Here is a 24,487-nt window from a genome sequence, read left to right on the forward strand (position 1 = left end):
TCATGCGTATTTTCGTCAATGGCGAACTGCGTACCGTAGCTGATGGAGCGACGCTCGCGGAACTTATCGCCGAATTGAATCTGGGCGGCAAACGCATCGCCGTAGAACTCAACCGAGAAATCGTGCCTCACGGGCACTATGAAGATCATCGACTCGCTATGGACGATAAAATAGAAATCGTACATGCCATTGGCGGCGGACAAGCCGATCCCTTGGTCATCGCCGGCCGCACTTATCATTCGAGGCTCCTGGTCGGGACCGGGAAATACAAGGATCTGGACGAAACCCGCCGTTGCGTGGAGGCTTCCGGGGCCGAGATCGTCACGATCGCCATACGCCGCAGCAACATCGGGCAAGACCCCGGTCAGCCCAATCTGCTCGATGCGGTTCCGCCGGATCGTTACACCCTGCTGCCCAATACGGCCGGGTGTTATACCGTGGAAGACGCAGTGCGTACCTGCCGGCTCGCCCGAGAGCTCTTGGGCGGCCACAAGCTGGTCAAGCTGGAAGTGCTGGGCGATCCCAAAACGCTGTATCCGGACGTTACCGGCACTTTGGCGGCTGCCGAAATTCTGATCAAGGAAGGATTCGAAGTCATGGTTTATACCAGCGATGATCCGGTGGTGGCCAAACGACTCGAAGAGCTCGGTTGTGTCGCCGTCATGCCGCTCGCTGCGCCGATCGGCTCCGGATTGGGTATACGCAACCCCTACAACATTCTGACCATCATCGAAAACGCCAAGGTTCCCATTCTGGTGGACGCCGGCGTGGGCACGGCGTCCGACGCCGCCGTCGCCATGGAACTCGGCTGCCACGGCGTATTGATGAATACCGCCATTGCGGAGGCGAAAAACCCCGTACTGATGGCACAAGCCATGAAAAAGGCCGTGGAAGCGGGCCGCGAGGCGTTTCTCGCCGGCCGCATGCCGCGCCGCCGCTACGCTTCGGCTTCCTCACCCGAATCAGGGCTGTTCTTTTATTAATCAGGCCCCTAAATACCCTCCTGGTATTTCGGGCCGCCGCCCAGGCCGGTACACGCCCGGCCTGGGCTCACGCGGCTTGTCGCCGCGCCGGGGCATCCCTGCCCCCGATTAACCCGGCCTATATTTATAGGCCGGGTTAATAATTCACGAGCAAGCGGTATTCCTGCCATTGTTGCCGGCGGAAAAATACTGTGTCGCCGGCAAAACGACGGGCAACAATCTAAGCGCGGCAGGCTTTTCCGTTCGTCATCCCGCGTGGATTGCGGGAAGAATTTCTGACTATTTTTGTGTAGAATCGATGGCTCTTGATTTTGATCTTTCGGCCGTCATTTTAAGGATGACCGAAGCTTTTGAAGCCACCGGATCGGTTTCCGTGGCTTATGGCCAGTACATCTAAACCTGACACAATTCACAATTAAAGGAGACGATTGATGAGCGTATTAGTCGGTAAACCCGCCCCCGATTTTCAAGCGGCCGCTGTTCTTGGCGATGGCAAGATCGTCGACAACTACTGGTTCTCGAAGGAAACCAAAGGCAAGTACGCCGCCATTGTTTTTTATCCGCTGGATTTCACCTTCGTCTGCCCGACCGAATTGATCGCCCTCGATCACCGTATCGACGAATTCAAAAAGCGCGGCGTAGAAGTCATCGCGGTTTCCATCGATTCCCAGTTCACCCACAACGCCTGGCGTAACACGCCGGTTGAAAAAGGCGGCATCGGCCAGGTGCGGTACACCATGGTGGCGGACGTCAGCCACGCCATCGCCAAGGCTTACGATGTAGAAGTGGAAGGCGCGGCCGTGGCCTATCGCGGTAGTTTCCTGATCGACCGGAGCGGCATCGTCCGTCACCAGGTCGTCAACGATTTGCCGCTGGGCCGTAACATGGACGAACTCGTCCGCATGGTCGACGCACTCCAGTTCTGCGAAGAGCACGGCGAAGTTTGCCCGGCCGGCTGGAACAAAGGCAAGACCGGCATGAACGCCAACCCCGAAGGCGTGGCCGATTACCTGAGCAAGAACGCGGCCAATCTCTAAAATCCGGGTTTTTCCCGCATCAACGCCCCGCCTGCGCACGCCGGCGGGGCGTTTTTGTCTTCTGCTACTGCGCCTTAGCTGCCTTGGGCAAGAAAAAATGCCGAACCAGCACGGCGCACACGAGACCGAGGGCAACCGATGAAAAATTGATCAGCCCGGTCGAGAAGCTTGCTTGCTGTACGTGGGTTGAAGCAATCCACGGCTTTGCGACCAACAAGCTCCAAGCGAAATTGGGTACGTAAAACGCCAATAGTCCCGCGAAAGCCCATTGAAAAGTCGGAAGACCGCGATCTTCCGCGCTCCGATAAAACCAGTATACGATCAACACTGCGACAACGCCGCCTATCATGGTGCCTCTCCTCTGAGTGATATTGTTTTAATAGTTGTAGATTTGCCGGTTGTTCCGGCATCACGAAGCTGTCTTGTCCAGACCGTGCTCCGGGAGATGGTAAGCGCTTCGTAACAGCGTACGATACAAAAGATCCGTACCCCTTTCACCGTCAAAGATTGAGCGATTTCCTCTCCATCAAATAGCAGAAGCAGTCCTGTCGGATAATTCGCTTGTCCAAGGTCAGCATGGACGGCATCACCGCCCTTTTCAGCACCAGCCGGTCTTCGCGAATTTCGAAATAGTCGGCGGCGACATCGTGCCCCGATTCGTCGCAGGCGATGAACGGAAGAGTGGACGAGCCGTTCTTGACCATTCCCAAAGCCGTCCCGGCGCTCAATTCCGTGAAATTAAGATGATCCAAATCTTCGTTCAGCCGAAGGTCGGTGTCCTCGGATGAAAAGTCGAAGGACACGTTCTCGCGCACGGTGACTTGTACGACCGTGTGATAAAAATCCAGATCCTGCGATGCAACCGGGTGGTCCGGTATATCGGTGAGGTGCAGGCAGGCGTCCAAATATTCGAAGACATGCTCGCTCCCGTATTTTTGTCCCGGTTTGCCGCATTCCAGGGTAACCGCAGGACACAGCCGGGCGAAAGCAGAGGTTTGGGTGCCTTTGGGATAGGTAAAATAAATCACCAACCGGCTGAACATGGACGCCAATCGAAAAAACCGGTGATCCAGCCGGTTGACGCAGGCGTAATGAGGGTTCACCCCGGTATTGTTGTGCACATCGATGCTGGCGAAAACGCGACGCCTGGCCATTTCTTCCATTACCGACTGCATCATGGCCGTCTCAGGGCAAGCGGAATGCGTAGTTCCGGGCCAAATGCGATTGTAATCCACCTGCCCATCCAGCCGCCGCACACCATTCCGCGCCGCACTGACATTGCCGATGAAAACCGACAGCGCGCGCGGCAAAGTCTGGTCCGAATACTTTCTGAGCAAGCTTTGCACAGCAAGTAGGCCGGTAGGCTCATTGCCGTGAAGCAGAACGGACACGAACAAGGGTCTTTCCTGACGTCCCGGGAGATGAATGAGCGTAGGTCCCGGCAATATCGTATAGAGGCGTTCCGCGGCTATCTCGGTCAATCCTTGCGGGACATGGTCCAGTTGAGTCAGAGACGGAGCATCCATCAGAGCGGCCATCGATGAACCGGCTCCCCGCTCTTCTGACGATTCAGATACTCGCGAGTCATGGTCGAAAATTCCCCAGGATGTTTCTCTATAAAGCGGCGTTGCCATTCGCTGCCGGTCTGGCCGGATAATATCCGTTGCTCGATAATGCCCAAAAAATAGGCGATATCCGCTTCCGCCAACCCCAATCGCTTTAAACCGGATTCCGCTTTCGGGAGCAGTTCATGCAGCAGCCATGGCTTGAGCGGCAGCTTTGTCTCGTCCCGCCAAATCACGTGCGCCCCCAGGCCGTATCGAGCCGCCTGATAAAAATTATCCTTGGCCTGAGCGAACGGAATCAACGGCTCATGGTACTCGTTCGCGAACGCTTCCACCAAACCGTAAAAGAATGCCGCATTGGCGATCATATCCACAATGCTCGGCCCAGCGGGAATAACGCGATGCTCGATTCGGATATGGGGGCGGCCGTCGGGATCGAAACCGACCAGAGGGCGGTTCCAGCGCCAGATGGTGCCGTTGTGCAGCCGCAAATGGGCGAACTGCTCGGGCGGGCTCTCCGACAGTATCGGCAGCAAAACCGGATAATGTTGAAAATTCTCCTCGAACACCTCGGTAATAGCGTGCCTCGCATAACCGCTGCCGAAGCCGACTCTATGCAAGGGGCCGTGGCTCGCCTCATGGAAACCGCCGCTGTCGACCGCTTGCTCGAACAGAGGAATCCGCGTCTCCGCCCACAGATCCTTTCCGAACAAGAACGGCGAATTGGCGGAAACAGCTACCAGCGGCGCGGAGACCAGAATGGCGGTATTGAAATACTCCCGTACCCGTTCAAGCGGAACCTGGAGATGAATCTGAAACGATGTTGCCGCCGATTCCAGCATCACATCCTGGTGTTCGACCGCGAGATGCTGATGACCGGAAATGTCGAGTTTTAGAGGCTCCTGGCGACGTGCCGATAGAATCTGCTCGTTTAGCGCCCGGTATCGGTTCATCTCGGAAATATTGTTCAGATTGAGCACCGCCGAGGGCACAGTAGGTAAGATTCCGATCGCGACGAGTTCGACGCCCAAAGATTCCGCCGCCGCGCAGGCCTTTCGCCAGAGTTCGCCCAAATCGAGGCGAAGCTGCGAAAGCACCTGTCCCCGCAGGAATTGCGGCACGCTATTGAACTCCACATTGAATTTCGCGAGTTCCGGACAGGCGAGCGAGCCGCCGAAAGCTTCGAGAAACGCGGCATTGACCGGTGCGGGGTTCATTTCCGAATCCACTAGCCAGGATTCCAGCTCGAACCCGGTAATCGGTCCCAGCGACGAACACACGCCCTTACGGACATAGCGGCTGAGTAATCCCGTTTCCGCTTCCAGGCGCTGGCGAAAATTATCGAAATCGGCATCGGAGAACCGGGCTTTTTCTATCTCTTGCCCCATGTTCCACCCCAAAGTTTTGGCGCTCTGACCACATCATGCCACGGACTTAAGGCCGACCAAAGACGCAATTTATCTTATGCAGGCTATAGACCGCAAAAGTGGTCGAAAAGATTGATCCTGGCCAGCGAAAGCGCTTAAAATCACGAAGACAAGCGGGTGTAGTTCAATGGTAGAACCTCAGCTTCCCAAGCTGATGACGTGGGTTCGATTCCCATCACCCGCTCCACGTCCCCCACCTTCTTCATCCTCGAACATCAAAGTTGCTTCACTTCAGTTCGAACCGCCTACGCAGGCAGGCTCAGGTTATTCCTTTGAGATTGCCATAGAGAAAAGCCCACATAAGACACAATCCCGATATTGACGGCGAAAGTCAGGACCTTGATCCACGAGACGCCGGCCAGCAGCTCGAAAAGCTCTATGGGAATATAGATGGCACCGCTCGCCACCGCGAACCACTCGGCCCAGCGCCGTCCTCGCCATAATCCATAAGCCTCGATAAACCGCAACCCACTGTACGTAAATGCAAAACCGGCAAAAAGCCATAGCCTCTTATCCGAAAGCCGTCCTGCCAAATCGATAAAAATTCGCGGATACCGGCTGGCTGGATTGAGGTGAAAATGACCGACAATTTCCTCAGCCAGTTGCTGCACATCATGATGGATAAGCGAGAGGAGTCCGAATCCCGCCAGCACGATCAGCACACCTTTGCTCAACTCGACTATCGCGATCACGCGTAAGCCTCCCGGCGAGCGCGAAGACCTGACGGCGCTATTTTGCTTGGCAGATAATAGTTGTCCCATGACCACGCGCCTCCTAAAATCCTTGGCCGCCAACTTTTTGAGCAAATGAACTCGGGATCGAGCGATTGGATTGCGAATATGATCCACGTCGCATCTTTTAACGCCGGCTGGCATGCGCCATGTCCCCGATGGCTGTGCTAGACCGTTGGCAATACCTTTTTGAGTAGCTCCACTATGTTTCTTATCCTTTGCATTTTATGAAAGACCCGATCGACAACAATCAAGTCAGCATGAACGCCTTTAAACGCCTGTTGTTCATGGCTCTGTTTTTTGCGCTCTTCGGTATCGTACGTTTTGTTCTGTGGGCCATCGTGCTGTTCCAGTTCATCGCCCATCTCTTTACCGGCCGAGCCACCCGCCTCGGCGTGAAATGGGGTGAAGCCCTGTCGGCGTGGATTTACAACATGATGCTCTTCATGTCCTACAGCACCGACCGCATGCCTTTCCCGTTTTCCGCTTTCGGAGCGAGAGAGGATTGACGGTCGCGGAGTTCGTTGCTCAATTATCCGAGCTTTCAAGCTCTTATCTTTCAGCATCCCCGAAAATAAAAAAACCCACCATGCGGTGGGTCAAGAGGAGGAAGAACACATACATGTAGACAGCGTGGCAGCCCGTTAGTTCATGCGCACACGAAATTTTGTTGCCTGCTGTGTACAAATTGTTGCGGCAAAGGTGCCGCCGCGTGAGCGAAGATCCCGGCCGATGCCGAGGAAGTGATCGGATGAGGCGCGGACCGGCAAAGCGCCTTCCACCTTCAAGAGATATAGCCTGGAAAAGATGCGGTAGATCGGCAATCCCTTGCTGACGAAGGCCTCCCGATAGTGCTACGACATACCGGAAAAGGCTCTGATGGCGGCTATTGCGCCGCTTTCCGATTCAGCAGGTAATAAACCACCGGCACCACATAGAGGGAGAATGCGGTCGACGCGAAGATGCCGAAGATGAAACTCCAGGCAAGGCCGGAGAAGATGGGATCCAGCGTGATGACGAAAGAGCCGAACAGCGCGGCGGCGGCGGTGAGAAAGATCGGGCGGAGACGGGTGGCACCGGCCTCGATGAGGGCATCGACGAGGGTTTCGCCCTGAGCCCGCAGCCGCTCGATGAAGTCGATGAGAATGATGGAGTTCCGGACCACGATGCCGGCCAGAGCGATCATGCCGATCATGGCCGTTGCGGTGAACAGGATGGGATTGTCGAAACCCGCCACGGGCTCGGTAAACAGCAGGTTGAGCAGCGCGAAGCCGGGCATGATGCCGATGACGGTCAAGGGAATGGCCACCATGATGATGAGCGGCATCCCCAGGGAACCCGTCTGCGCCACCAGAAGCACGTAAATCATGAGCAGGGCCGCACCGAACGCGAGCCCTAAATCCCGGAACACATCCACCGTGATCTTCCACTCCCCTTCCCCGGCCAGATCGACCGTATAGCCTTCGGGCAGCGGTTTTTCGTCCTCGATGTCCCACCAGTCGAACACGGCTTCCACGGGACTTCGCCCCGCCATTTCGGCGGTAACGTAGCTCAGGCGCCTGAGATCTTTATGATAAATCGTGAGATCGGCCGGCTCCTCGATCGCGTGGCCGATTTCTCCCAGCGGCACCAGCGAGCCGTCCAGGCCTTTCACCCGGAGCGTATTCAGATCGGCCATGGAGGAGCGTTCCGCGCGCCGCAGCCGCATGACGATTTCCAAGGGCTGGCGCTCGGACGAAATGTGCACGACGCCGATGGACATTCCGTTCAACGCTGCGCGCAGGGTTTCCGCGACCTCCGCCACGGTTACGCCGTGCAGCGCGGCCTGCTGACGGTCCAACTGATAGCGGATCACGGTCTGCGGCTCGTCGACGGTATCGTCCACATCCACGACGCCCTCTATCCCGGCGATCTCCTGTTTCACCCGCTCGGCGACGCGCGCCAGATCGGAATAAGCCGCGTCCAGAGGCCCGTATACCTCGGCCACGAAGGTGGACAGCACCGGGGGACCCGGAGGGGTTTCGACGATCTTGGCATTGGCGCCGTAAGCCTTGGCGATCCGCTCGATATCGGGACGGATGCGCAGGGCGATTTCGTGAGACTGCTGCTCGCGCCGTTCCTTGGGCAGCAGGTTGATCCGAATCTCGGCCTGATGGGGCTCGCGCCGCAGATAGTAATGCCGCACCAAACCGTTGAAATCCATGGGCGACGCGAGTCCGACGAAGGTCTCGTAATCGGTCACTTCGTTGACGGTGGCGAGATAATCGCCCAGCGCCCGCGCGGCGGCGTCGGATGCTTCCAGTGTGGTGCCGCGCGGCATGTCGACGACGATTTGCAGTTCGTTCTTGTTGTCGAAAGGCAGGAGTTTGAGCGGCACGATGCGGAAGACCGCGAGCAAGGCAGAAACTACGAAGGCCGCCAGCACCAGCCACAGAAAAATCTTCGCCCGACCGGCAGTCGCCAGGAGTCCGCCCAAGGTGCGGTGATAAAACCGGTACACCGTGCTCTGCTTGAGATCGAACGCTTCCTCGCCCTTGCCGTACTCGCTCTTCAGAAGGTAATAGCTCGCCCAGGGGGTTACGGTGAACGCCACCAGGAGCGACATCAGCATCGCGATAGGTACGTTGAAAGCCATGGGCGCCATGTACGGCCCCATCATGCCGGTGATGAAGAACATCGGCAGAAAGGAAACGATGACGGTAAAGGTCGCGAAGATGGTGGGCGGACGGACCTCGTCGACCGCGGTCAAGGTGGCGTCCAGGGGCGGCTCCCGGCGCAGCTGGAAATGGCGAAAGATGTTTTCCACATCGACGATGGGATCGTCCACCAGGAGCCCCAGCGACAGAATCAGCGCGAACAGGGTCACGCGATTGATGGTGTAGCCGAAGATGAGATCGCAGAACAGGGTCACGCCCAAAGTCATCGGCACCGCCAGGGCGACGATGAAAGACTCCTTCGGCCCCAAGGCGAAAGCCAAAAGGACGACGATCGTGGCGATGGCGATGAAGAGATGCCGGACCAGTTCGTTGACCTTGTGATTGGCGGTCTCGCCGTAATTGCGGGTGATATTGACGGTGACGTTTTCCGGAATGACGGTGCCGTACAGTTCCTTCGCCGCCCCGATGACCTCTTCGGCCACCGCAACCGCATTGGCCCCTTTCCGCTTGGCCACGGCTACGGTGACCGATTGCCGCTCTTCGCCGGGCTTCGCGGCTTCCGTTTCGCCCAGGCGCGGGCTCTCGGCGGCTGCCGGCCCGTAGCCGATCCGAGTGTAACTCGCTGCTTCCTGCGGACCGTCGATAACCGCCGCCACGTCGCGGAGATAAACCAGTTTGCCGCCCTGCCCGGCCACCGGCGTGCCGGCGACCTCGTCCGCGCTGGTAAAGAACGGACCGGCCTCCAAGCGGACGGCGCGGTTAGCCTGTTCGAAGGTCCCGGCCTGCAGGTTGATATTGGCGGCTTGCAAGGCTCGCATCACGTCCAGAACGGTTACGCCGTGTGCCGCCAAACGCGCGGGATCGGGATAAACCGAGACCTGCCGGCGCTCTCCGCCGACCACGGTGATCTTGCCGGCATCCTCCACCACGGCCAGTTTGTCCTTCGTCTCGTCGGCCAAACGGCGCAGCGCCGCCGCATCGTAAGCCGGATCGTCCGACGACAAAGCCAGCGTAACGATGGGAACATCGTCGATTTCCACCGGCTTTACGGTCCAGGAGCTGACCAAGGGCGGTATCCGGTCCTGGTTGGACATCAGCTTGTTCCATACCTTGACCAGGCTGTCCTCGCGGTCTTCGCCGACATAGAAGCGCACCGTCACCAGGGCCTCGCCTTCCCGCGAAGCGGAATACACGTATTCCACGCCGTCCACTTCCCGCAGCAGCGTCTCCAACGGCGTCGACACCAGTTTTTCGACTTCCTCGGCATCGGCACCGGGCGCGCTGATCAGAACGTCCGCCACCGGCACCACGATCTGCGGTTCTTCCTCGCGCGGCGTCAGCACCAGCGCGGCGAACCCGGCCAGAAAGGACGCGATCAGCAATAGCACCGACAGCTTGGAGGTGATGAACAGCTCGACGATGCGGGCTGTCAAACCCCGCTCGACAGAGGTTTCCGCGCTCATCGGCCGGCCTCCGGGAGCAGCACGGTGTCGCCTTCCTTGAGCCCCGAAAGGATTTCGATCCGCCCATCGTAGCGCTTGCCGGTGCGGACGTGGCGCAGCCGGACCTTATCGTCCACCACCAGCCGCACGCTCTCGAGTTGCCCCACGCGACTCACCGCGGAAACCGGCACCAGCAGCACGTCCGCTTGGCCGCAGGGCTGGTAGAGCCAGCCGAACGCTCCGGGCTGCACGCCCGAATCTTCCGGCAAACGGGCTTTCACCAGCACGGTTCGGGTCTTCGGATCGGCGGCGGGCTGGATCTCGTCCACCACGGCCTTGAACTCGCTTTCCGGATTGGCGATGCGGACCTTGAGTTCATTCCCGATTTCGACCAGACCGGCGCATTGGGCCGGAACGGCGCTCTCGATCCGAAGCCGCTGCGATTCCTGAAGAACCAGTATCGGCGCACCGGGCAAGGCCATGTCGCCCGGTTCCAGACGGCGTTCGACGATGACACCGTCGAAGGGCGCGCGCAGCACCGTTTCCGTCTGAGAGGATTCCGCCTCGCGAATTGCGTCCCTGGCTTCCCGCACTTGCGCTTCCGCGGTCCGGGCCGCCGCCAGGGCGGCATCGAGGGCTTGCCGGGTCGCGGCCTCTTTGTCGTAGAGGTTTTGGATTCGGCGCGCATCCGCACGAGCGCGTCCGGCTTGCGCCTCGGCGGCGGCGAGAGCGGCGCGCGCCTGGCCGAGGCGCGACCGAGTTTCCCGTTCGTCGAGGCGTGCCAGCACTTGGCCTTGCTTGACGCGGTCGCCCGCGCGAACCGTGATTTCCAGAATCCTGCCGGGAATCTTGGGAGCGATCTGCGCCACCGTCCGCGCCGCGACGGTTCCGGGCCAGGCAAAGACTTTTTCGACTTCCTTTCGAACCACCTTGGCCGTTGGCGTGCGCTCGTCGGCTTTCCCATTCGCCACGGACTCGCTCACCCCCGGTTCCACCTTGTCCTTAAAGCCTCCCTGCATCCAGACGAGAAGAAGAATCAAAACGGATACCGCGATCAGGGCGTAGATAAGCTTGGTCCGGGAATGCGTGGCATGCGTCATGAATTGGCCTATCGGTTTCTTGCTTGTTCGTAGTCGGGCAAAAGCCCCCGGCACCTGCATGAAAGCCGGCCAGAGCGGGGGTTGAAGAACAGGTTGTCCGGAGACTTTACCGCCAGTGTCCCACCGCCTTCTTCAGCTGCGCTTGCGCCACCTCCGCTTCGTAACGGACGACGATGACGCGCAGGGCGGCATCGGCACGATCGGTTTCCGCTTCCAGATACCGCGTCACGGTAGCAGCGCCGCCTCGATATTGCTCATTGACCAGTCGCAGAGCCTCGTCGGCGGCGGCAGCGCCGGCTTCGGCCACTTTAAGGCGTTGCAGCGCTTCTTCCAGGGTCGTATAGGCGCGCCGGACTTCATCCCCGATCTCCAGCCGGGTGCGCTGCTCCAGGGCCTGAGCTTCGGTCAGCCGGCGTTCCGCCTGGGCGATACGGGCGCTGACCGCGCCGCCCGAGAATAGATCCACCTCGGCGTTGACGCCCAGGGTGACGTTGTCCCGGCTGAACGCGAAATCCGGCGAGCGGCTGTTCTGACCGTAAGCAGCGTAGGCATTGACCCGCGGCCAGCGCGCTCCCCGTTCGGCCTGAAGTTCCTCGCGCCGGATCTGCGACTGATGTATCGCGGCCTGCATCTCGGGACGCTGGGCCAAGGCTTGATCCAGCAGCCGCGCATAATCTTGAGCTGGATGGTCGGCAAGTCTGTCCGCGGGTTCGCGCAGCTCCAGGATTTCGCCCGTCGTGATGCCGAGGAGCGTCTTAAGCGCCGAACGGGACAATTCGATGGCGTTTTGGGCCTTCAACTCGGACTCGCGGGCCTCCGCCGCGCGGACTTCCAAGGATAAAACGTCCGCCTTGAGCGCCATGCCTTCCGCCACCCGATGTTTGGTATGCTCCAGTTCGCGCTCGACGGCCTCGATCGAATGGCGCGCCACATCCACTTGCTGCGGCGCGGACAGCAGCGCGTAATACGCCGCCGTCACTGCCGCAGCCAGACGGTTGCGAATCGCCGAGCGCTCCAGTTCGGCCGCTTCGACGCCCAATTCGGCGGCTTTCTTCCGATAACTATCCTGCCCGCCTCGATACAACGACCAGGTGCCGACGATCTCGGGGCGAAAGTTTTCCACCCAGCCCGGATGATTGATATCCACGCCGAAGTTGAAACGACGCTGTGCCACGATATAGGAAAAGGCTTGGGAAGGATCGTCGGAATAGGCGTAACCGACCCGCGCCATAAGCTTGGGATAGAAGTTCGCGGCGGCTTCGGCAACCTTGGCCTCGGCCTCGCCGATCCGGGCGGCGGCCGCGAGAAGATCGGGATTTTGCTCGAAGGCCAAATCGATGGCTTCCTCCAGCTTGAGCGGATGGCGAGCGCTTGTTTCCGCCAGCGCGTCTGCGGCAGACCCGGCTCCGATCAGTATCAGACAGAGCGTCGAACCCGCGGCCAAAAGTCTCGACTGGAAAAGCTTCAAACTCATATCCTGCCTTTGCTCCTCATCGTCTTGCGCCTTGATGCTTGAAAACCGCCAAGTGCTTCGAAACTCGAATGCCTACCCCGGATCTGTCGCCACACTCCGTAATGCGAATACCGCTCGATCATGGACAAGCGAAAATATAAGCATTTGCTAATATTTAATCAAGTCCGCATCCTGTTCGAAAGGATTGCACCCCCTCGGGATGTTCGATAGCTTTTTAATGTTCGCCCCTCTGCCCGCAGTCTCGCGCGCGCGAATGAAGAGGGCACCGACCGTTTCACGAACGGAATTTACAACACGTACCACAGGAAAGCATCTCAATGTCCCAGGAAAGAGATTTCGTTCCCCTCAACATCGCGATATTGACGGTATCCGACACGCGCACGGAAGACACCGATGTTTCCGGGAAAACCCTGGTCGACCGGCTAAGCGCCGCCGGACATCGCCTGGCGGATAAACGCATCGTAGCCGACGACATCTACCGAATCCGCGCCGTGGTATCGGAATGGATCGCCTCCGAGACGATACAGGTCGTCATCACCACCGGCGGCACCGGCGTGACCGGACGGGACGGCACACCGGAAGCGGTTTCAGTCCTGTTCGACAAGACTCTGGACGGATTCGGCGAGGTTTTTCGCGCCGTCTCGTATCAAGATATCAAGACGTCCACGATTCAGTCCCGCGCCGTTGCCGGGGTAGCCAACGGGACCTATATCTTCTGTCTGCCGGGCTCTTCGGGCGCATGTCGAACCGCTTGGGACCAGCTCATTCGAGATCAGCTCGATTACCGTACCCGTCCGTGCAATCTGGTGGAATTGATGCCCCGCTTGCTGGAGAAATGAGCCGAACAGGGAGTGCGCGACGACGCTGACAACTTAAGTAAACACCCATGAACCGCAGCCAACTCGAATCCGGAGCATCCTCATGACCCAGCTTACGCTTGCCGCCTTGTTTTTCGTCGGCATTCATTTCTTGATCGCCGGCACCCGATGGCGGGATCGGCTGATCGAGAAATACGGCGAGCGGATCTACCGCATCGGTTTTTCCAGCCTTTCGCTGCTCGGCCTAGTCTGGCTGATTTACGCCTACCGCCGTGCGCCTTACATCGAAACCTGGGGACAGCTCGCGTGGTTCAAACCCGTCGCGGCGCTTTTGATGCTGGTCGCTTTTTTCCTGGCTGTCGTCGGCTTAACGACACCCAATCCGACTGCGGTAAACGGTGAGTCTCTACTCTCTGAAGCAGAGCCGGCACGAGGCATTCTGCGGATCACCCGTCACCCCTTTCTTTGGGGAATCGGCCTGTGGGCCATCGTGCACCTGATCGCCAACGGCGATGCCGCAGCACTCGTACTGTTCGGGTCCTTGCTGATCCTAACGATAGGTGGAACCCGCTCGATAGACGCCAAGCGTCAAAGGCACTTCGGAGAGCAATGGGCGAAATTCACGGCCGTTACATCCAATATACCTTTCAACGCCATCCGAGAAGGGCGCAATCAGCTCAAATTGACCGAGATCGGTTGGTGGCGCATCACGCTGGCCGTAGTGCTTTATCTCGCAATACTGCATTTCCACAGCAAACTATTCGGAGTTTCGCCGCTCTTCTGAGTTTATTAATCTGGCCCGTAAATACTCTCCTGGTATTTCGGGCCGGCGCCCAGGCCGCTACACGCTTAGGCCTTGGCTCACGAGGCTGGTCGCCGCGCCGGGGCGCATCCCTGCCCCGGATTAACCCGGTCTATATTGATAGGCCGGGTTAATAACAGCACCGGGATCAAGTCCCGAAATTTTGCATCGAAACTTGAGATTCTTGAAATTAAGGAGTCACGGCAATGAACGACGATACTTTCAACATGGACATCCGCAAGTTCCTGAAAAAGGTCGGTGTGACTTCGCAGCGGGAGATCGAGCTGGCCGTGCACGACGCGCTGCAAGCCGGCAAGCTCGTCGGAAACGAGAAATTCGCCGTCAAGATGACCTTGGAAGTTCCGGCCCTGAACATCCATCACGTCATAGACGGCGAGATCGCTCTGGAGTAGTTCCTTCAAACACGTTCGTCGGCAAAGGATTGCCGACCTACGAATGGGTACGGGCGGTGTCCCCGTCCACGCCGCTATAAAGCGATGAAAAACGCTCTAGCGCGCCGCCCCTCGACGGCGGGCTCAGCCGCCGGTAGCGTTCATGTGGCGGAAGATAACGGGCTGTGCCTTGATGTCGAAATAATGCCGTTCGGGCTTGATCGCCATCGAATCGACGATCGCATGTTTCAGCTTGTGCATATCGCCGGGATTGGCTCGCAAGACCCGTTTCAGATCTATCGAGTGTTCGTTGCCCAGACAGAGCAGCAACCGGCCTTCGGCCGTCACTCTCACGCGGTTGCAGGTTCCGCAGAAATTGTGGCTGTGCGGGGATATGAACCCCACACGTGTGTGGGTGCCGGACACGCGGTAATAACGGGAAGGTCCGCCTGTGGTTTCCGGCGTGGGCAGCAGGACAAAACGCCGGTCGAGATCCCGCTTGATGTCGTCGCTGGAATAATACTCCTCGGCACGGTCGTGCCCATCGACCGCGCCCAGCGGCATCTCTTCGATGAAGCTGATGTCGATGTTCTTGGCTATCGCATAGTCGACCAGATCGCTCACCTCGTCATGGTTGCGATTCTTGAGCACGACGGCATTGATTTTGAGTCGTTCGAAACCGGCATCCAGCGCGGCGTCGATCCCGCGGAGCACCTGATCCAAGTCCCCTATCCGGGTCATCTTCCGGAACCGGTCGCCATCCAGCGAATCGAGACTGACATTGATGCGCTTTACTCCGGCGGACTTCAGCAGCAATGCGGTTTTTTCCAGCTGCGATCCGTTGGTCGTCAAAACCAGCTCTCTCAAGCCCCGCAGCTTGCCGATTTCTTGCAATAGATCGACCGCGCCCTTGCGCACCAGGGGCTCTCCGCCCGTGATGCGTATCTTTTCGACGCCGAGTTCCACGAACGCCGTGGCGACGGCCAGGATTTCCTCGAGCGTCAAGATCTGAGCGCGGGGCAAAAAAGCCATGTCCTCGCTCATGCAATAAATGCAGCGAAAGTCGCAGCGGTCGGTGATGGAAATGCGAACGTAACTGATACGCCGCCCGAAGCGGTCTATCAATTGCGCGGGTAAAGCCGCCATAGTCTAGTCATTCCGATCGGGTAGGTTCGAAAGCTTAAATCACGATTTTCCCACGAAGGCGGCCCAATAGCCAAGCAAATCACTCAGGATTTCATCTCCATCTTCTTCCGTTCATAAAGTCCCGGTTAAGAAACCTCCAGCGCCTTTCGAACGTCCGTCGCCCAGCGGATCGATTCCACGTAAGCGCTCGCCGGTACGCCCTGTTCAAACTTGCAACCCTGAATTTCACCGGGCTCGGCGCGCTCGAATGCAATCGCGGCGCGGAGCACATCGCCGATCGGGCCGCTACCATGCAGCAGCGCCTCATCGATGCGGTCATCGAGGTTCAAGTGTCGCAGAATGTCCTCCTTGGGAACGTCCATGACGGCGTCCAGCAGGGAAAATAACCCGGTTATGTAATAAAGCTCGGTATTTGGCCGTTTCATTCGTTCGGCCAGCAGCTCGCAGGTTCGCGCCCGTACCAGTGCCGTGGTCAGCAACTCGCGCGGGCGGTAATCGACGGAATTGACCAGAATGACCGACGCCCAGTTTTTGATCCGCTGTACGCCGAAGAAAATCACGGCCCGGCGGATCGAGTCGATCCGCTTCGTCACACCGAAAAATGCGGCATTGACTAATCGGAGCAGCTTATAACTCAGGGTCATATCGCGCGTGATGATCGCCTCGGCCTCGGCGACGTCGACCTTTGGACTTTGGAGCCGCGCAAGCAGTTCGAGCACGGCCAGGCGGTTTCCCGGTATATCGCAACTGCGCAAATGTCGGGGCCGCTCGAAAAACATGCCTTCGTAATAATCGAAACCCAGCTTGCGGAAACGATCGTATTCGTCCGGCGTTTCTATGTCTCTCACCAGAAGATGCAGATTTTGGTCGTGGCGGGCCGTCCAACTGATCTTAAAACCGTTCAGCTTTCTGGCATCCAGGGAGCAGATCGATACGAAGTCGGCCTCGCGCCTAAGTTCGACCAAATCGCAGGACGGATTATGAAGCGCGATGGTAAAACCCTCGTCGGCCAGGCGGGATACGGTTTCCTCCGCCGCACTATCATTCAAGACGTCTCCCGATACCGCCAGAACCACCTGGGACTTCGGCCAGGCCAATCCTTCGCATACGGTTAAAGAAGTGGACGGCACCCGGAGCATCGCTCGGCTATCGCCGACCAAATCTCTCAAATCCAGCGCCTGGCCGGCCTGCCGCACCGCTTCGGTCCACCGATCTTCGCTGTCTTTGGTCCCTACGCTCAGAGCTTCACCGCTGCAAAAGCTAAGCTCGTAGCCGTATACATCGAGAGTGTGCGTGTATATGGGCACACGGCCGATCAACCCATCGAACATACTGTCTCCCCCACCGTATTTCGTCCAAAATGAAACCAAGCAAGAGGCTAGCACAAGAAACTTTCATGCGCTCGACGTGTTGTCGCCGCGTGGAATGACGACCAAAATCGGCCGACTACCGGTCGTTTAGCCTGCTCCGGAATAATTTATTAATCAGGCCCGTAAATACCCTCCTGGTATTTCGGGCCGCCGCCCAAGCCGGTACACGCCCGGCCTGGGCTCACGCGGCTTGTCGCCGCGCCGGGGCATCCCTGCCCCGGATTAACCCGACCTATATTTATAGGCCGGGTTAATATCGATCAGACCCGTAAATACCCTCCTGGTCTTTCGGGCCGCCGCCCAGGCCGGTTACACGCTTAGGCCTAGCTCACGCGGCTGATCGCCGCCCCGGATTAACCCGGCCTAATTTAGAAGCCGGGTTAATAACGTAGACTTAGACTGTGACGGACGTGGACGGAAACAACGGACTGCCGCAATGGCGAGAAACGACGGCACCGGTGCCGTGTCGGTCCCTCCGGCAGCTTGGTAGCAGGAAATTTTCCGGGCTTTATCGGAGATAAAACTCGGCTCAAAATTGTCTTTAAGTATACGCATACGTATACGCGTCCCACAGTCTGGCCAAACGGACTGACCACCACACGGTAGGCGCAAGACCTTCGTTTAAAATCTCAAAGAACGGGACGGACACACGAGACAACCTAATGAATAAGCTCTTACAACTCTTTAAAGACGCATCGGCTTTCAGCGAAGACAACGTCGGTTTTCTCGAAGATCTCTACGAGAGATTCTTGCGGGATCCCGAGTCCGTCGATGAAAGCTGGCGGGAGAAATTCCGGTCGATCCAGCACGAATTGACAAGAGAGGAGCCCGCAGCCGAAAGAGAGCGCCGCGTCGTCAAAGCGGCAATCGGGGAATCCGAAGCGGAAGAAATGCTGCGCAAGCAATCCGCTGTAGACCGGCTGATTTATCAATACCGAACCCGTGGCCATCAGTCCGCCGACAACAACCCGTTAAAGCTATCCCCCCCGGCAGCGCTGAAGGATTTGGACCCTGCCCATTACGAGCTGAGCGAAGATGAGCTGGACCGTCCGTTTTACATCGACATCCTGCGAAGCCCGGAACGGCTGCCATTGCGCGAGATTCTCTCGATGCTGCGGCAGACCTATTGCGGTCACGTCGGTGCGGAATACACGCATATCGTCGACAGCGACATCAAGCGATGGATCCAAAAGCGGCTGGAAAGCACGCGCGCCCGCGGAAACTTCAGTGCCGAGGAAAAGAAATGGATGCTGAAGCTCCTTACCGCCGCCGAGGGTATAGAAAAATACCTGCATCGGAAGTACGTGGGCCAAAAGCGGTTCTCGCTCGAAGGAGCGGAAAGCCTGATTCCGCTGCTGGACGATCTGATCCAGCGGGCAGGCGAAAAAGGAACCAAGGAAATCGTGATGGGCATGGCCCACCGAGGGCGGCTGAATGTGCTCATCAACATCCTTGGGAAAAAGCCCAGCTCGCTATTTCAGGAGTTCGAAGGCATATATCCGAACGCACCGCCATATGCCAGCGCAGGCGACGTGAAATATCACATGGGCTTCTCATCGGACATCGAAACGGGCGGCGGCATGGTGCATCTTGCCCTGGCCTTCAATCCTTCGCATCTCGAAATCATCGATCCGGTCGTGGAAGGTTCCGTGCGCGCACGCCAGGACCGGCGCGAGGACGAAGACGGCGAGACCGCCGTACTCCCGGTCCTGATTCACGGCGACGCCGCTTTTGCGGGGCAAGGCGTCGTCATGGAGACGCTCAACATGGCCGAAACCCGTGCTTATACGACGGGTGGAACCATACATGTCGTCATTAATAACCAGATCGGCTTCACCACCAGCAACCCGTTCGATGCCCGATCCACGCTGTATTGCACCGATGTTGCGAACATGATTCAGGCGCCGGTTTTTCACGTAAACGGCGACGATCCCGAAGCGGTGCTCTATGTCACCCGGCTCGCTCTCGATTATCGGATGAAATTCAAGCGAGACGTGGTGATCGATCTTATCTGCTATCGCCGCCACGGGCATAACGAGGCGGATGAACCGGCTGTGACTCAACCTTCGATGTACCGGTTTGTCCGCAACCATCCGCCGGTTCGGAAGCTTTACGCCGACCGATTGATCGCCGAAGGAGTGGTAACCCCCGACGTCGTCCAGCGCATGGAGGAGGATTACCAAAATGGTCTGAAGAAAGACGAAACATTCCTCCGGCCGATCGTTCACGACGCCATGAGCTACTACAAAACCCGCTGGGATCACTACCTCGGCACCGAGTGGACGCTGCCCTGCGATACAGGTTTGCCACAGAAAACGATTCAAGACCTGTCGCAGCGACTGATCGGCATTCCGCCGGGATTTGCCCTTCATCCGCGTGCGGCGGCGATCATGGAAAGCCGGCGCAAAATGGCGGCCGGGGAAATACCTCTCGACTGGGGATATGCTGAAACTCTGGCCTATGCCTCGCTGCTGACCGAGGGTTACGCCGTACGTTTGACCGGTCAAGACGTGGGACGCGGAACGTTTTTTCATCGTCACGCAACTCTGTATGACCAAGATTCCGGCGATACCTATATTCCGCTTCAGAACCTCAGCGACAACCAGGCGCGTTTTTACATTTACGACTCGCTGCTGTCCGAAGAAGGCGTGCTCGGGTTCGAATACGGCTACAGCAGCTCCGAGCCTGACACCCTGGTCATTTGGGAAGCCCAATTCGGAGACTTCGCCAACAATGCCCAGGTTGTGATCGATCAATTCATCACCTCGGGAGAGACCAAATGGGGACGGCTCAGCGGACTGACCATGCTTCTGCCACACGGCTACGAAGGCCAGGGCCCCGAACATTCATCGGCCCGGATCGAGCGCTATCTGCAACTATGCGCCGAACAGAACATTCAGGTGTGCGTGCCGACGACACCGGCTCAGATCTTTCATCTTTTGCGCCGGCAGATGCTGCGACCTTACCGGAAGCCGCTGATCATCATGACGCCCAAAAGCCTGCTGCGGCACAAATTGGCCACGTCGCGGCTGGAAGAATTGTCGGACGGAAGCTTCCGCAACATCATCGGCGAAATCGACGCCCATGACCCGGCCAAGATCACCCGCGTCATCCTCTGCACCGGCAAGGTGTTCTACGATCTTCTGGAGACTCGGCGCAAGGAAAACCTTCACCACGTCGCCATTATCCGCATAGAGCAGCTCTATCCCTTTCCTTACGATCTCTTCATGCAGGAACTGGCGGCTTACCCCCAAATGAAAGAATTGATCTGGTGTCAGGAAGAACCGGAAAATCAGGGCGCGTGGCACCAGATCAAGCACCGCTTCCTGAGCCTGCTGGAAAAGGACATCGTCCTCAGCTATGCTGGACGGCCGATGTCTGCTGCGCCCGCCGTAGGCCAATTCCACCGGCATTTGGAGCAGCAGAAGAAAGTTGTCGAAGACGCATTGTTTGGAACCGTGCCCCGTCAAGAGCCTTTAGGAATAGTTCATGCGCATCGAAGTCACCGTGCCTAATCTGCCCGAGTCCATCACCGACGCGACCTTGCTCGACTGGCGTAAACAGCCGGGCGATACGGTGCAGAAAAGCGAGACTCTCGTCGACCTGGAAACCGACAAGGTGATCCTCGAAGTTCCCGTGCCGGACAACGGCGTGCTGCAGGAAATCCGACACGCCAAGGGTGACGTGGTCGGGAGCGGTGAGCTTCTGGCGGTCATTGAAACAGAGGCCCGTCCCGCGGTCGCCGAAACTGCCGCGCCCCCGGAAATACCGGCAAAGCCGGAACCGGCGGCTGTGCCCGAGGCGGTACCCAGACCCGTGAGGTTCGCCCAACCCATGGGACCTTCGGTACGCAGGCTGATCATGGAGCATAACCTCGATCCGGCGCAGATAAAAGGCACGGGACGCGAGGGCCGTTTGACCAAGCAGGACGTCCTGGATTATCTGGAATCGCAAAAACGCAAGACCGTCGAAGCGGTTGCGCCGGCTCGGAGGCCGGAGCCGGCACCGAAGGAGAGACCCGAGGTCAGAGCGACGGAAGGCCGGGGCGAACGACGTGTGCCGATGACCCGGCTTCGAGCCCGCATCGCAGAGCGCATGATCGAGGCGCAACACACGACCGCAACATTGACCACATTCAACGAAGTCAATCTGCAGAAGATCTTCGACCTGCGGAATCAGCACCGCGCACGTTTCGAGCAGGAATATAAGATCAAGCTGGGCTTCATGTCCTTTTTCGTCAAGGCGGCGGTGGAAGGCCTCAGACGCTTTCCGATCATCAACGCTTCGATCGACGGAAACGACATCGTCTACCACGATTATTACGACATCGGCATCGCAGTATCCACCGATCGCGGGCTAGTGGTGCCGATCCTGCGTGACGCCGACCGTCTCAATTTCGCCGAAATCGAAAAGGCGATCATCGATTTTTCACAAAAAGCGCGGGACGGCAAACTCAGCTTCGAAGAGTTGAGCGGCGGCACGTTCACCATCACCAACGGCGGCATTTTCGGATCGATGCTCTCGACCCCGATCCTCAATCCGCCGCAGAGCGCCATTCTCGGCATGCACGTCATCAAGGACCGGCCAGTGGTCGAGGACGGACAGATCGTGATTCGACCGATGATCTACCTGGCCCTTTCCTACGATCATCGCATCATCGACGGCCGCGAAGCCGTGACTTTTCTGTTCACGTTAAAGGAACTGCTGGAAGATCCGGTCAGATTGCTACTGAAGATCTGAAGCTAAGGCTTTAATAGGCTGCGCCTCGTCCTCGGCCTCGGTCCGATCTGGTTTTCGCCCGGACGATTGGTCGAACAAAGGCAATCGAATCGAAAATTCGGCGCCCTGATCTTTGCCGGCGCTAGCCACCGAAATTTTACCGCCATGCATCTCCACCAGGCTTTTTACGAGAGCCAAGCCGACACCGAGTCCGCTATGGCCACTATGCAGCGGCCGTTCGAACTGAACGAAGGGTTCGAAGATATGTTCGAGCGCGTCCGGCTCAATCCCGATGCCGTTGTCTCTCACCTTAATCGAGATTTCCCGTCCCGTCTGCTTCATCGCCAACTCTATCCGGCCTTTTACAGGCGTAAATTTTGCGGCGTTCATCAATAGATTGGCGATGATCTGCGAGAGCCGTGCCGGGTCGCCCCAAAGATAAATCGGCTGGCCGGCTGCACTATGCACCAACTCCTGCTGGTTCTTTTCGATCACCGGCCGACAGACTTCGATAGCATGGGCGATCACCGAAGCCATATCGGTGACTTCAAAACTCAGCTGTAACTTGCCCCTCGCGACCCGCGATATATCCAAAAGATCGTTGATCAGCCGAGTCAAATATTTAACCTGGCGCTCGATGCTATCGGTAGCCGATTCGAGCAATTCCGGCCGTTCCGAGCCACGCCGTTTCAATAATTGCGCCGAAGTCAAAATCGGCGCGAGCGGATTCCGGAGTTCGTGAGCCAAGAGGGCAATGAACTCGTCCTTTCTTCGATCGGCCTCGCGCAGTGCTTCTTCAACCTCCTTGACGTGACGCAAGCTCTCTTCCGCGCGTTTCCGGTCGGTAACATTGGAAAGAACGCCAACCAGTCTCCGGCCGCTCTCCCGGTTGCCCAAAACATGCTGTCCCCGCGCTTCGACCCAGTTCAATTGTCCATCCGGCGAGACAATGTGGAATTCCTGGCTATAGCTCTCGGCGGGCTGATCGCCGCTCTCGGGAACCGAGGGCAAGTTCCGTTCCGCGATATCCCGTACCCAGGCCAGAAATTGGTTCTCGAAACCGATAGCTGAATGCATATCCGTCGGGTCCAGCCACGTTATTCCGCCGCTCGACGAATCACGCTCCCACACCGCCATGCGGCCGGCTTCGAGGGCCAGCAGCAGGCGTGCTTGACCGTCCCTCCATGCTTTCTCACCGCATTTCATTTGATGGATATCCATAGCGATACCCACCCACTGGCGGACCTCGCCGCGTTCGTCGCAAAGCGGCAAAGCGCGGATGAGATGCCAGCGATACTCTCCGATCCGATGACAGCGGAATCTGAGTTCTGTCTCGTAAGGGCGCTTTTTTCTTAGCGCCTCCGGCTGCTCGGTGAATACTCGCTCGCGATCTTCGGGGTGCAATACCGACGTCCATCCCTGCCCACGACTCTGTTCCAAGGTCAAACCACTGTACTCGAGCCAATGATGACTTGCGTAGACCAAAGTGCCATCCGGCGCAGCCGTCCAGATCACGAGAGGAGACACCTCCGCGAGAAGCCGGTATCTTTCTTCGCTTTCCCTTAGCGTGTCCTCGAAGCGCTTTTGCCCGGTGATATCTTTAACGGCAACATTTACGCCGGACACAAAGCCATCGTTTTCTTTTATCGGAAAAAAACTCGCCAGCAGAACCCGCTGTGTTTGAGAACTGTTCGGCGTTGTCCCTGAAATCTCTTTTTCCAGAATCGGCTCGCCCGATACGATCACCCGCCGCAGTAAGGGAATGATTGCTCGACCGACCTCCGGTACCACCTCCTGTATGTCCCGCCCGATATGTGCTTCCACGGGAACTCCATGAATTTCGGCAAGCCGACGATTAATTCGGACAAAGCGCAGATCCCGGTCGAGAAAGCAGAGACCTACCGGCGCCGTGGCATAAATACCCTCGATTTCTGCAAGTTGCGATTTGACGGCACGCTGGCTGCGCACCACCGACTCCTCCAATTTCCGGCGACGCACGATTTCTTGCTCCAGCATTTGTTGGCGGCGCGCAGACTCGTGGGCTTGGAATCTGGAAAGCCGGTGCCAGTGACCGATCCCGCTCAGCAACAGCCCCTCGGCTACGAAAAATACGAGCCGAACCTGTTCATCCATATAGGGAAAAAGTCGCTGGATGCCGAAAGCGGATTCTCCGAAAAGAAAATGATCCGCTGCCAGCCCGAGAATCAGCGCCAATATCCCGGCGCCGAATCCGCCTAGGAAGGCACCCACGGCAACCGGAATTAGCAGCAATAGGCTGATCGGAGCCGGTCGGTTCATCGCATGGGTCGCGGCGATCAACCCTAGGATAACCATCAGAGAGGCGAGCACGGCAATATAGGGCTTAAGAACGGCGAATGGATTGCTGGGCTTCAACGTCTCGCTGGATTTATTGAAGCTGGACACGCCTGACCTCCATTCCGATAACCCCGGGCAACACTTGCCAAGTCCTAAGCACATTTATCCATCCCAACCCGAATACGATGACGGAATGGACGATAAAAGCTCCTACGTATTTGTATCAGCTACAGATTGAATAACGGCCATCGCGGCACTGCGGTCAGGCTGCGACGATCGGTAGCTTATATTTCGAAGATAAGAACGATTCGTTCAGTCACGCCGAGTTTATTGGAACATTTCGGCTCATATGAAAGACCTGAACGCTCTGTGGCCGTAGAGTACGATGTCTAACGCCGATTCGAATGTACGTACTCTTACGTATGTCTGGATTACGCTCTCTGCCTTATCTGCTACCAAAAGGACCCGTGACGCAGAACCAAGAGGAATTTACGGCCTATGCCAGTAA

Annotated in this window: 19 protein-coding genes and 1 tRNA gene; 10 read left to right on the forward strand and 10 right to left on the reverse strand. The window is 57.8% G+C overall.

Annotated features, from left to right (window positions below; all coding sequences use genetic code 11):
* Positions 1-2: 2 nt before the first annotated feature.
* The 3 genes from thiS to ACR2R1_RS10415 all read left to right on the forward strand — a co-directional run bounded on the left by thiS (position 3) and on the right by ACR2R1_RS10415 (position 2,020).
* Complete coding sequence (thiS, locus tag ACR2R1_RS10405; RefSeq protein ID WP_434114041.1) at positions 3-983, forward strand: sulfur carrier protein ThiS; 981 nt, start codon at positions 3-5, stop codon at positions 981-983.
* 169 nt (positions 984-1,152) lie between these two features.
* Positions 1,153-1,380 (forward strand): hypothetical protein, encoded by a 228-nt coding sequence (locus tag ACR2R1_RS10410; RefSeq protein ID WP_077731628.1) that lies wholly within the window; start codon positions 1,153-1,155, stop codon positions 1,378-1,380.
* A gap of 34 nt (positions 1,381-1,414) precedes the next feature.
* Positions 1,415-2,020 carry a peroxiredoxin gene (locus ACR2R1_RS10415; RefSeq protein WP_077731627.1) on the forward strand — a complete coding sequence of 202 codons (606 nt, stop codon included), beginning with the start codon at positions 1,415-1,417 and terminating at the stop codon, positions 2,018-2,020.
* Positions 2,021-2,084: 64 nt separating this feature from the next.
* Here the strand turns inward: ACR2R1_RS10415 and ACR2R1_RS10420 are convergent, their stop codons facing one another.
* The 3 genes from ACR2R1_RS10420 to ACR2R1_RS10430 all read right to left on the reverse strand — a co-directional run bounded on the left by ACR2R1_RS10420 (position 2,085) and on the right by ACR2R1_RS10430 (position 4,973).
* Complete coding sequence (locus ACR2R1_RS10420; RefSeq protein ID WP_434114045.1) at positions 2,085-2,369, reverse strand: hypothetical protein; 285 nt, start codon at positions 2,367-2,369, stop codon at positions 2,085-2,087.
* Positions 2,370-2,520: 151 nt separating this feature from the next.
* Entirely contained in the window at positions 2,521-3,558 is a 1,038-nt protein-coding gene (locus ACR2R1_RS10425; RefSeq protein ID WP_434114047.1) for a M14 family metallopeptidase, read from the reverse strand.
* Positions 3,546-4,973 carry a glutamate--cysteine ligase gene (locus ACR2R1_RS10430; RefSeq protein WP_434114049.1) on the reverse strand — a complete coding sequence of 476 codons (1,428 nt, stop codon included), beginning with the start codon at positions 4,971-4,973 and terminating at the stop codon, positions 3,546-3,548. Before ACR2R1_RS10430 ends, ACR2R1_RS10425 begins: the two co-directional genes overlap by 13 nt.
* A 152-nt stretch (positions 4,974-5,125) precedes the next feature.
* Between ACR2R1_RS10430 and ACR2R1_RS10435 the strand changes: the two genes are divergently transcribed.
* Positions 5,126-5,199, forward strand: a tRNA-Gly gene (locus ACR2R1_RS10435).
* Positions 5,200-5,257: 58 nt separating this feature from the next.
* On the opposite strand, the gene ACR2R1_RS10440 is transcribed toward ACR2R1_RS10435, so the two are convergent.
* Positions 5,258-5,773 carry a DUF2127 domain-containing protein gene (locus tag ACR2R1_RS10440; RefSeq protein ID WP_434114232.1) on the reverse strand — a complete coding sequence of 172 codons (516 nt, stop codon included), beginning with the start codon at positions 5,771-5,773 and terminating at the stop codon, positions 5,258-5,260.
* A 197-nt stretch (positions 5,774-5,970) separates the two neighbouring features.
* Here ACR2R1_RS10440 and ACR2R1_RS10445 point away from each other — a divergent pair, with 197 nt between their 5' ends.
* The gene (locus tag ACR2R1_RS10445) at positions 5,971-6,252 is read left to right on the forward strand and encodes a DUF4389 domain-containing protein (protein ID WP_077731622.1); all 282 of its coding nucleotides are present in this window, start codon (positions 5,971-5,973) and stop codon (positions 6,250-6,252) included.
* A 377-nt stretch (positions 6,253-6,629) separates the two neighbouring features.
* Here ACR2R1_RS10445 and ACR2R1_RS10450 read toward each other — a convergent pair whose 3' ends face one another.
* The 3 genes from ACR2R1_RS10450 to ACR2R1_RS10460 form a co-directional block, all read right to left on the reverse strand.
* Positions 6,630-9,863, reverse strand: a complete 3,234-nt coding sequence (locus ACR2R1_RS10450; protein ID WP_434114052.1) for an efflux RND transporter permease subunit — start codon at positions 9,861-9,863, stop codon at positions 6,630-6,632.
* Entirely contained in the window at positions 9,860-10,942 is a 1,083-nt protein-coding gene (locus ACR2R1_RS10455; RefSeq protein WP_434114054.1) for an efflux RND transporter periplasmic adaptor subunit, read from the reverse strand. The genes ACR2R1_RS10450 and ACR2R1_RS10455 overlap by 4 nt, the downstream gene beginning before the upstream one ends.
* A gap of 106 nt (positions 10,943-11,048) precedes the next feature.
* Positions 11,049-12,416, reverse strand: coding sequence for a TolC family protein (locus ACR2R1_RS10460; RefSeq protein ID WP_086134476.1), 1,368 nt, complete (start codon positions 12,414-12,416; stop codon positions 11,049-11,051).
* 317 nt (positions 12,417-12,733) lie between these two features.
* Between ACR2R1_RS10460 and moaB the strand changes: the two genes are divergently transcribed.
* The 3 genes from moaB to ACR2R1_RS10475 all read left to right on the forward strand — a co-directional run bounded on the left by moaB (position 12,734) and on the right by ACR2R1_RS10475 (position 14,449).
* On the forward strand, positions 12,734-13,255 hold the full coding sequence (moaB, locus tag ACR2R1_RS10465) for a molybdenum cofactor biosynthesis protein B (protein WP_156880752.1): 522 nt from the start codon (positions 12,734-12,736) through the stop codon (positions 13,253-13,255).
* Positions 13,256-13,337: 82 nt separating this feature from the next.
* Positions 13,338-14,018 carry an NnrU family protein gene (locus ACR2R1_RS10470; RefSeq protein ID WP_077731219.1) on the forward strand — a complete coding sequence of 227 codons (681 nt, stop codon included), beginning with the start codon at positions 13,338-13,340 and terminating at the stop codon, positions 14,016-14,018.
* Between the two features lie 224 nt (positions 14,019-14,242).
* Positions 14,243-14,449 (forward strand): DUF6494 family protein, encoded by a 207-nt coding sequence (locus ACR2R1_RS10475; protein ID WP_077731220.1) that lies wholly within the window; start codon positions 14,243-14,245, stop codon positions 14,447-14,449.
* A 123-nt stretch (positions 14,450-14,572) separates the two neighbouring features.
* On the opposite strand, the gene moaA is transcribed toward ACR2R1_RS10475, so the two are convergent.
* On the reverse strand, positions 14,573-15,574 hold the full coding sequence (moaA, locus tag ACR2R1_RS10480) for a GTP 3',8-cyclase MoaA (RefSeq protein ID WP_077731221.1): 1,002 nt from the start codon (positions 15,572-15,574) through the stop codon (positions 14,573-14,575).
* Between the two features lie 125 nt (positions 15,575-15,699).
* A complete protein-coding gene (locus tag ACR2R1_RS10485; protein ID WP_077731222.1) occupies positions 15,700-16,905 on the reverse strand; it encodes an EAL and HDOD domain-containing protein in 1,206 nt (401 codons plus the stop codon).
* 701 nt (positions 16,906-17,606) lie between these two features.
* Here ACR2R1_RS10485 and ACR2R1_RS10490 point away from each other — a divergent pair.
* Both ACR2R1_RS10490 and odhB read left to right on the forward strand, forming a co-directional pair.
* Positions 17,607-20,459, forward strand: coding sequence for a 2-oxoglutarate dehydrogenase E1 component (locus ACR2R1_RS10490; protein ID WP_434114059.1), 2,853 nt, complete (start codon positions 17,607-17,609; stop codon positions 20,457-20,459).
* Complete coding sequence (odhB, locus tag ACR2R1_RS10495) at positions 20,434-21,684, forward strand: 2-oxoglutarate dehydrogenase complex dihydrolipoyllysine-residue succinyltransferase (protein WP_077731224.1); 1,251 nt, start codon at positions 20,434-20,436, stop codon at positions 21,682-21,684. Before ACR2R1_RS10490 ends, odhB begins: the two co-directional genes overlap by 26 nt.
* Here odhB and ACR2R1_RS10500 read toward each other — a convergent pair.
* Positions 21,670-24,087: a PAS domain S-box protein gene (locus ACR2R1_RS10500; RefSeq protein WP_434114062.1), complete on the reverse strand. Its 2,418-nt coding sequence runs from the start codon at positions 24,085-24,087 to the stop codon at positions 21,670-21,672. The two genes, odhB and ACR2R1_RS10500, sit on opposite strands and share 15 nt — an antisense overlap.
* Positions 24,088-24,487: the final 400 nt, after the last annotated feature.

The organism is Methylocaldum sp. GT1TLB (assembly GCF_051027445.1).
Taxonomy (GTDB): domain Bacteria; phylum Pseudomonadota; class Gammaproteobacteria; order Methylococcales; family Methylococcaceae; genus Methylocaldum.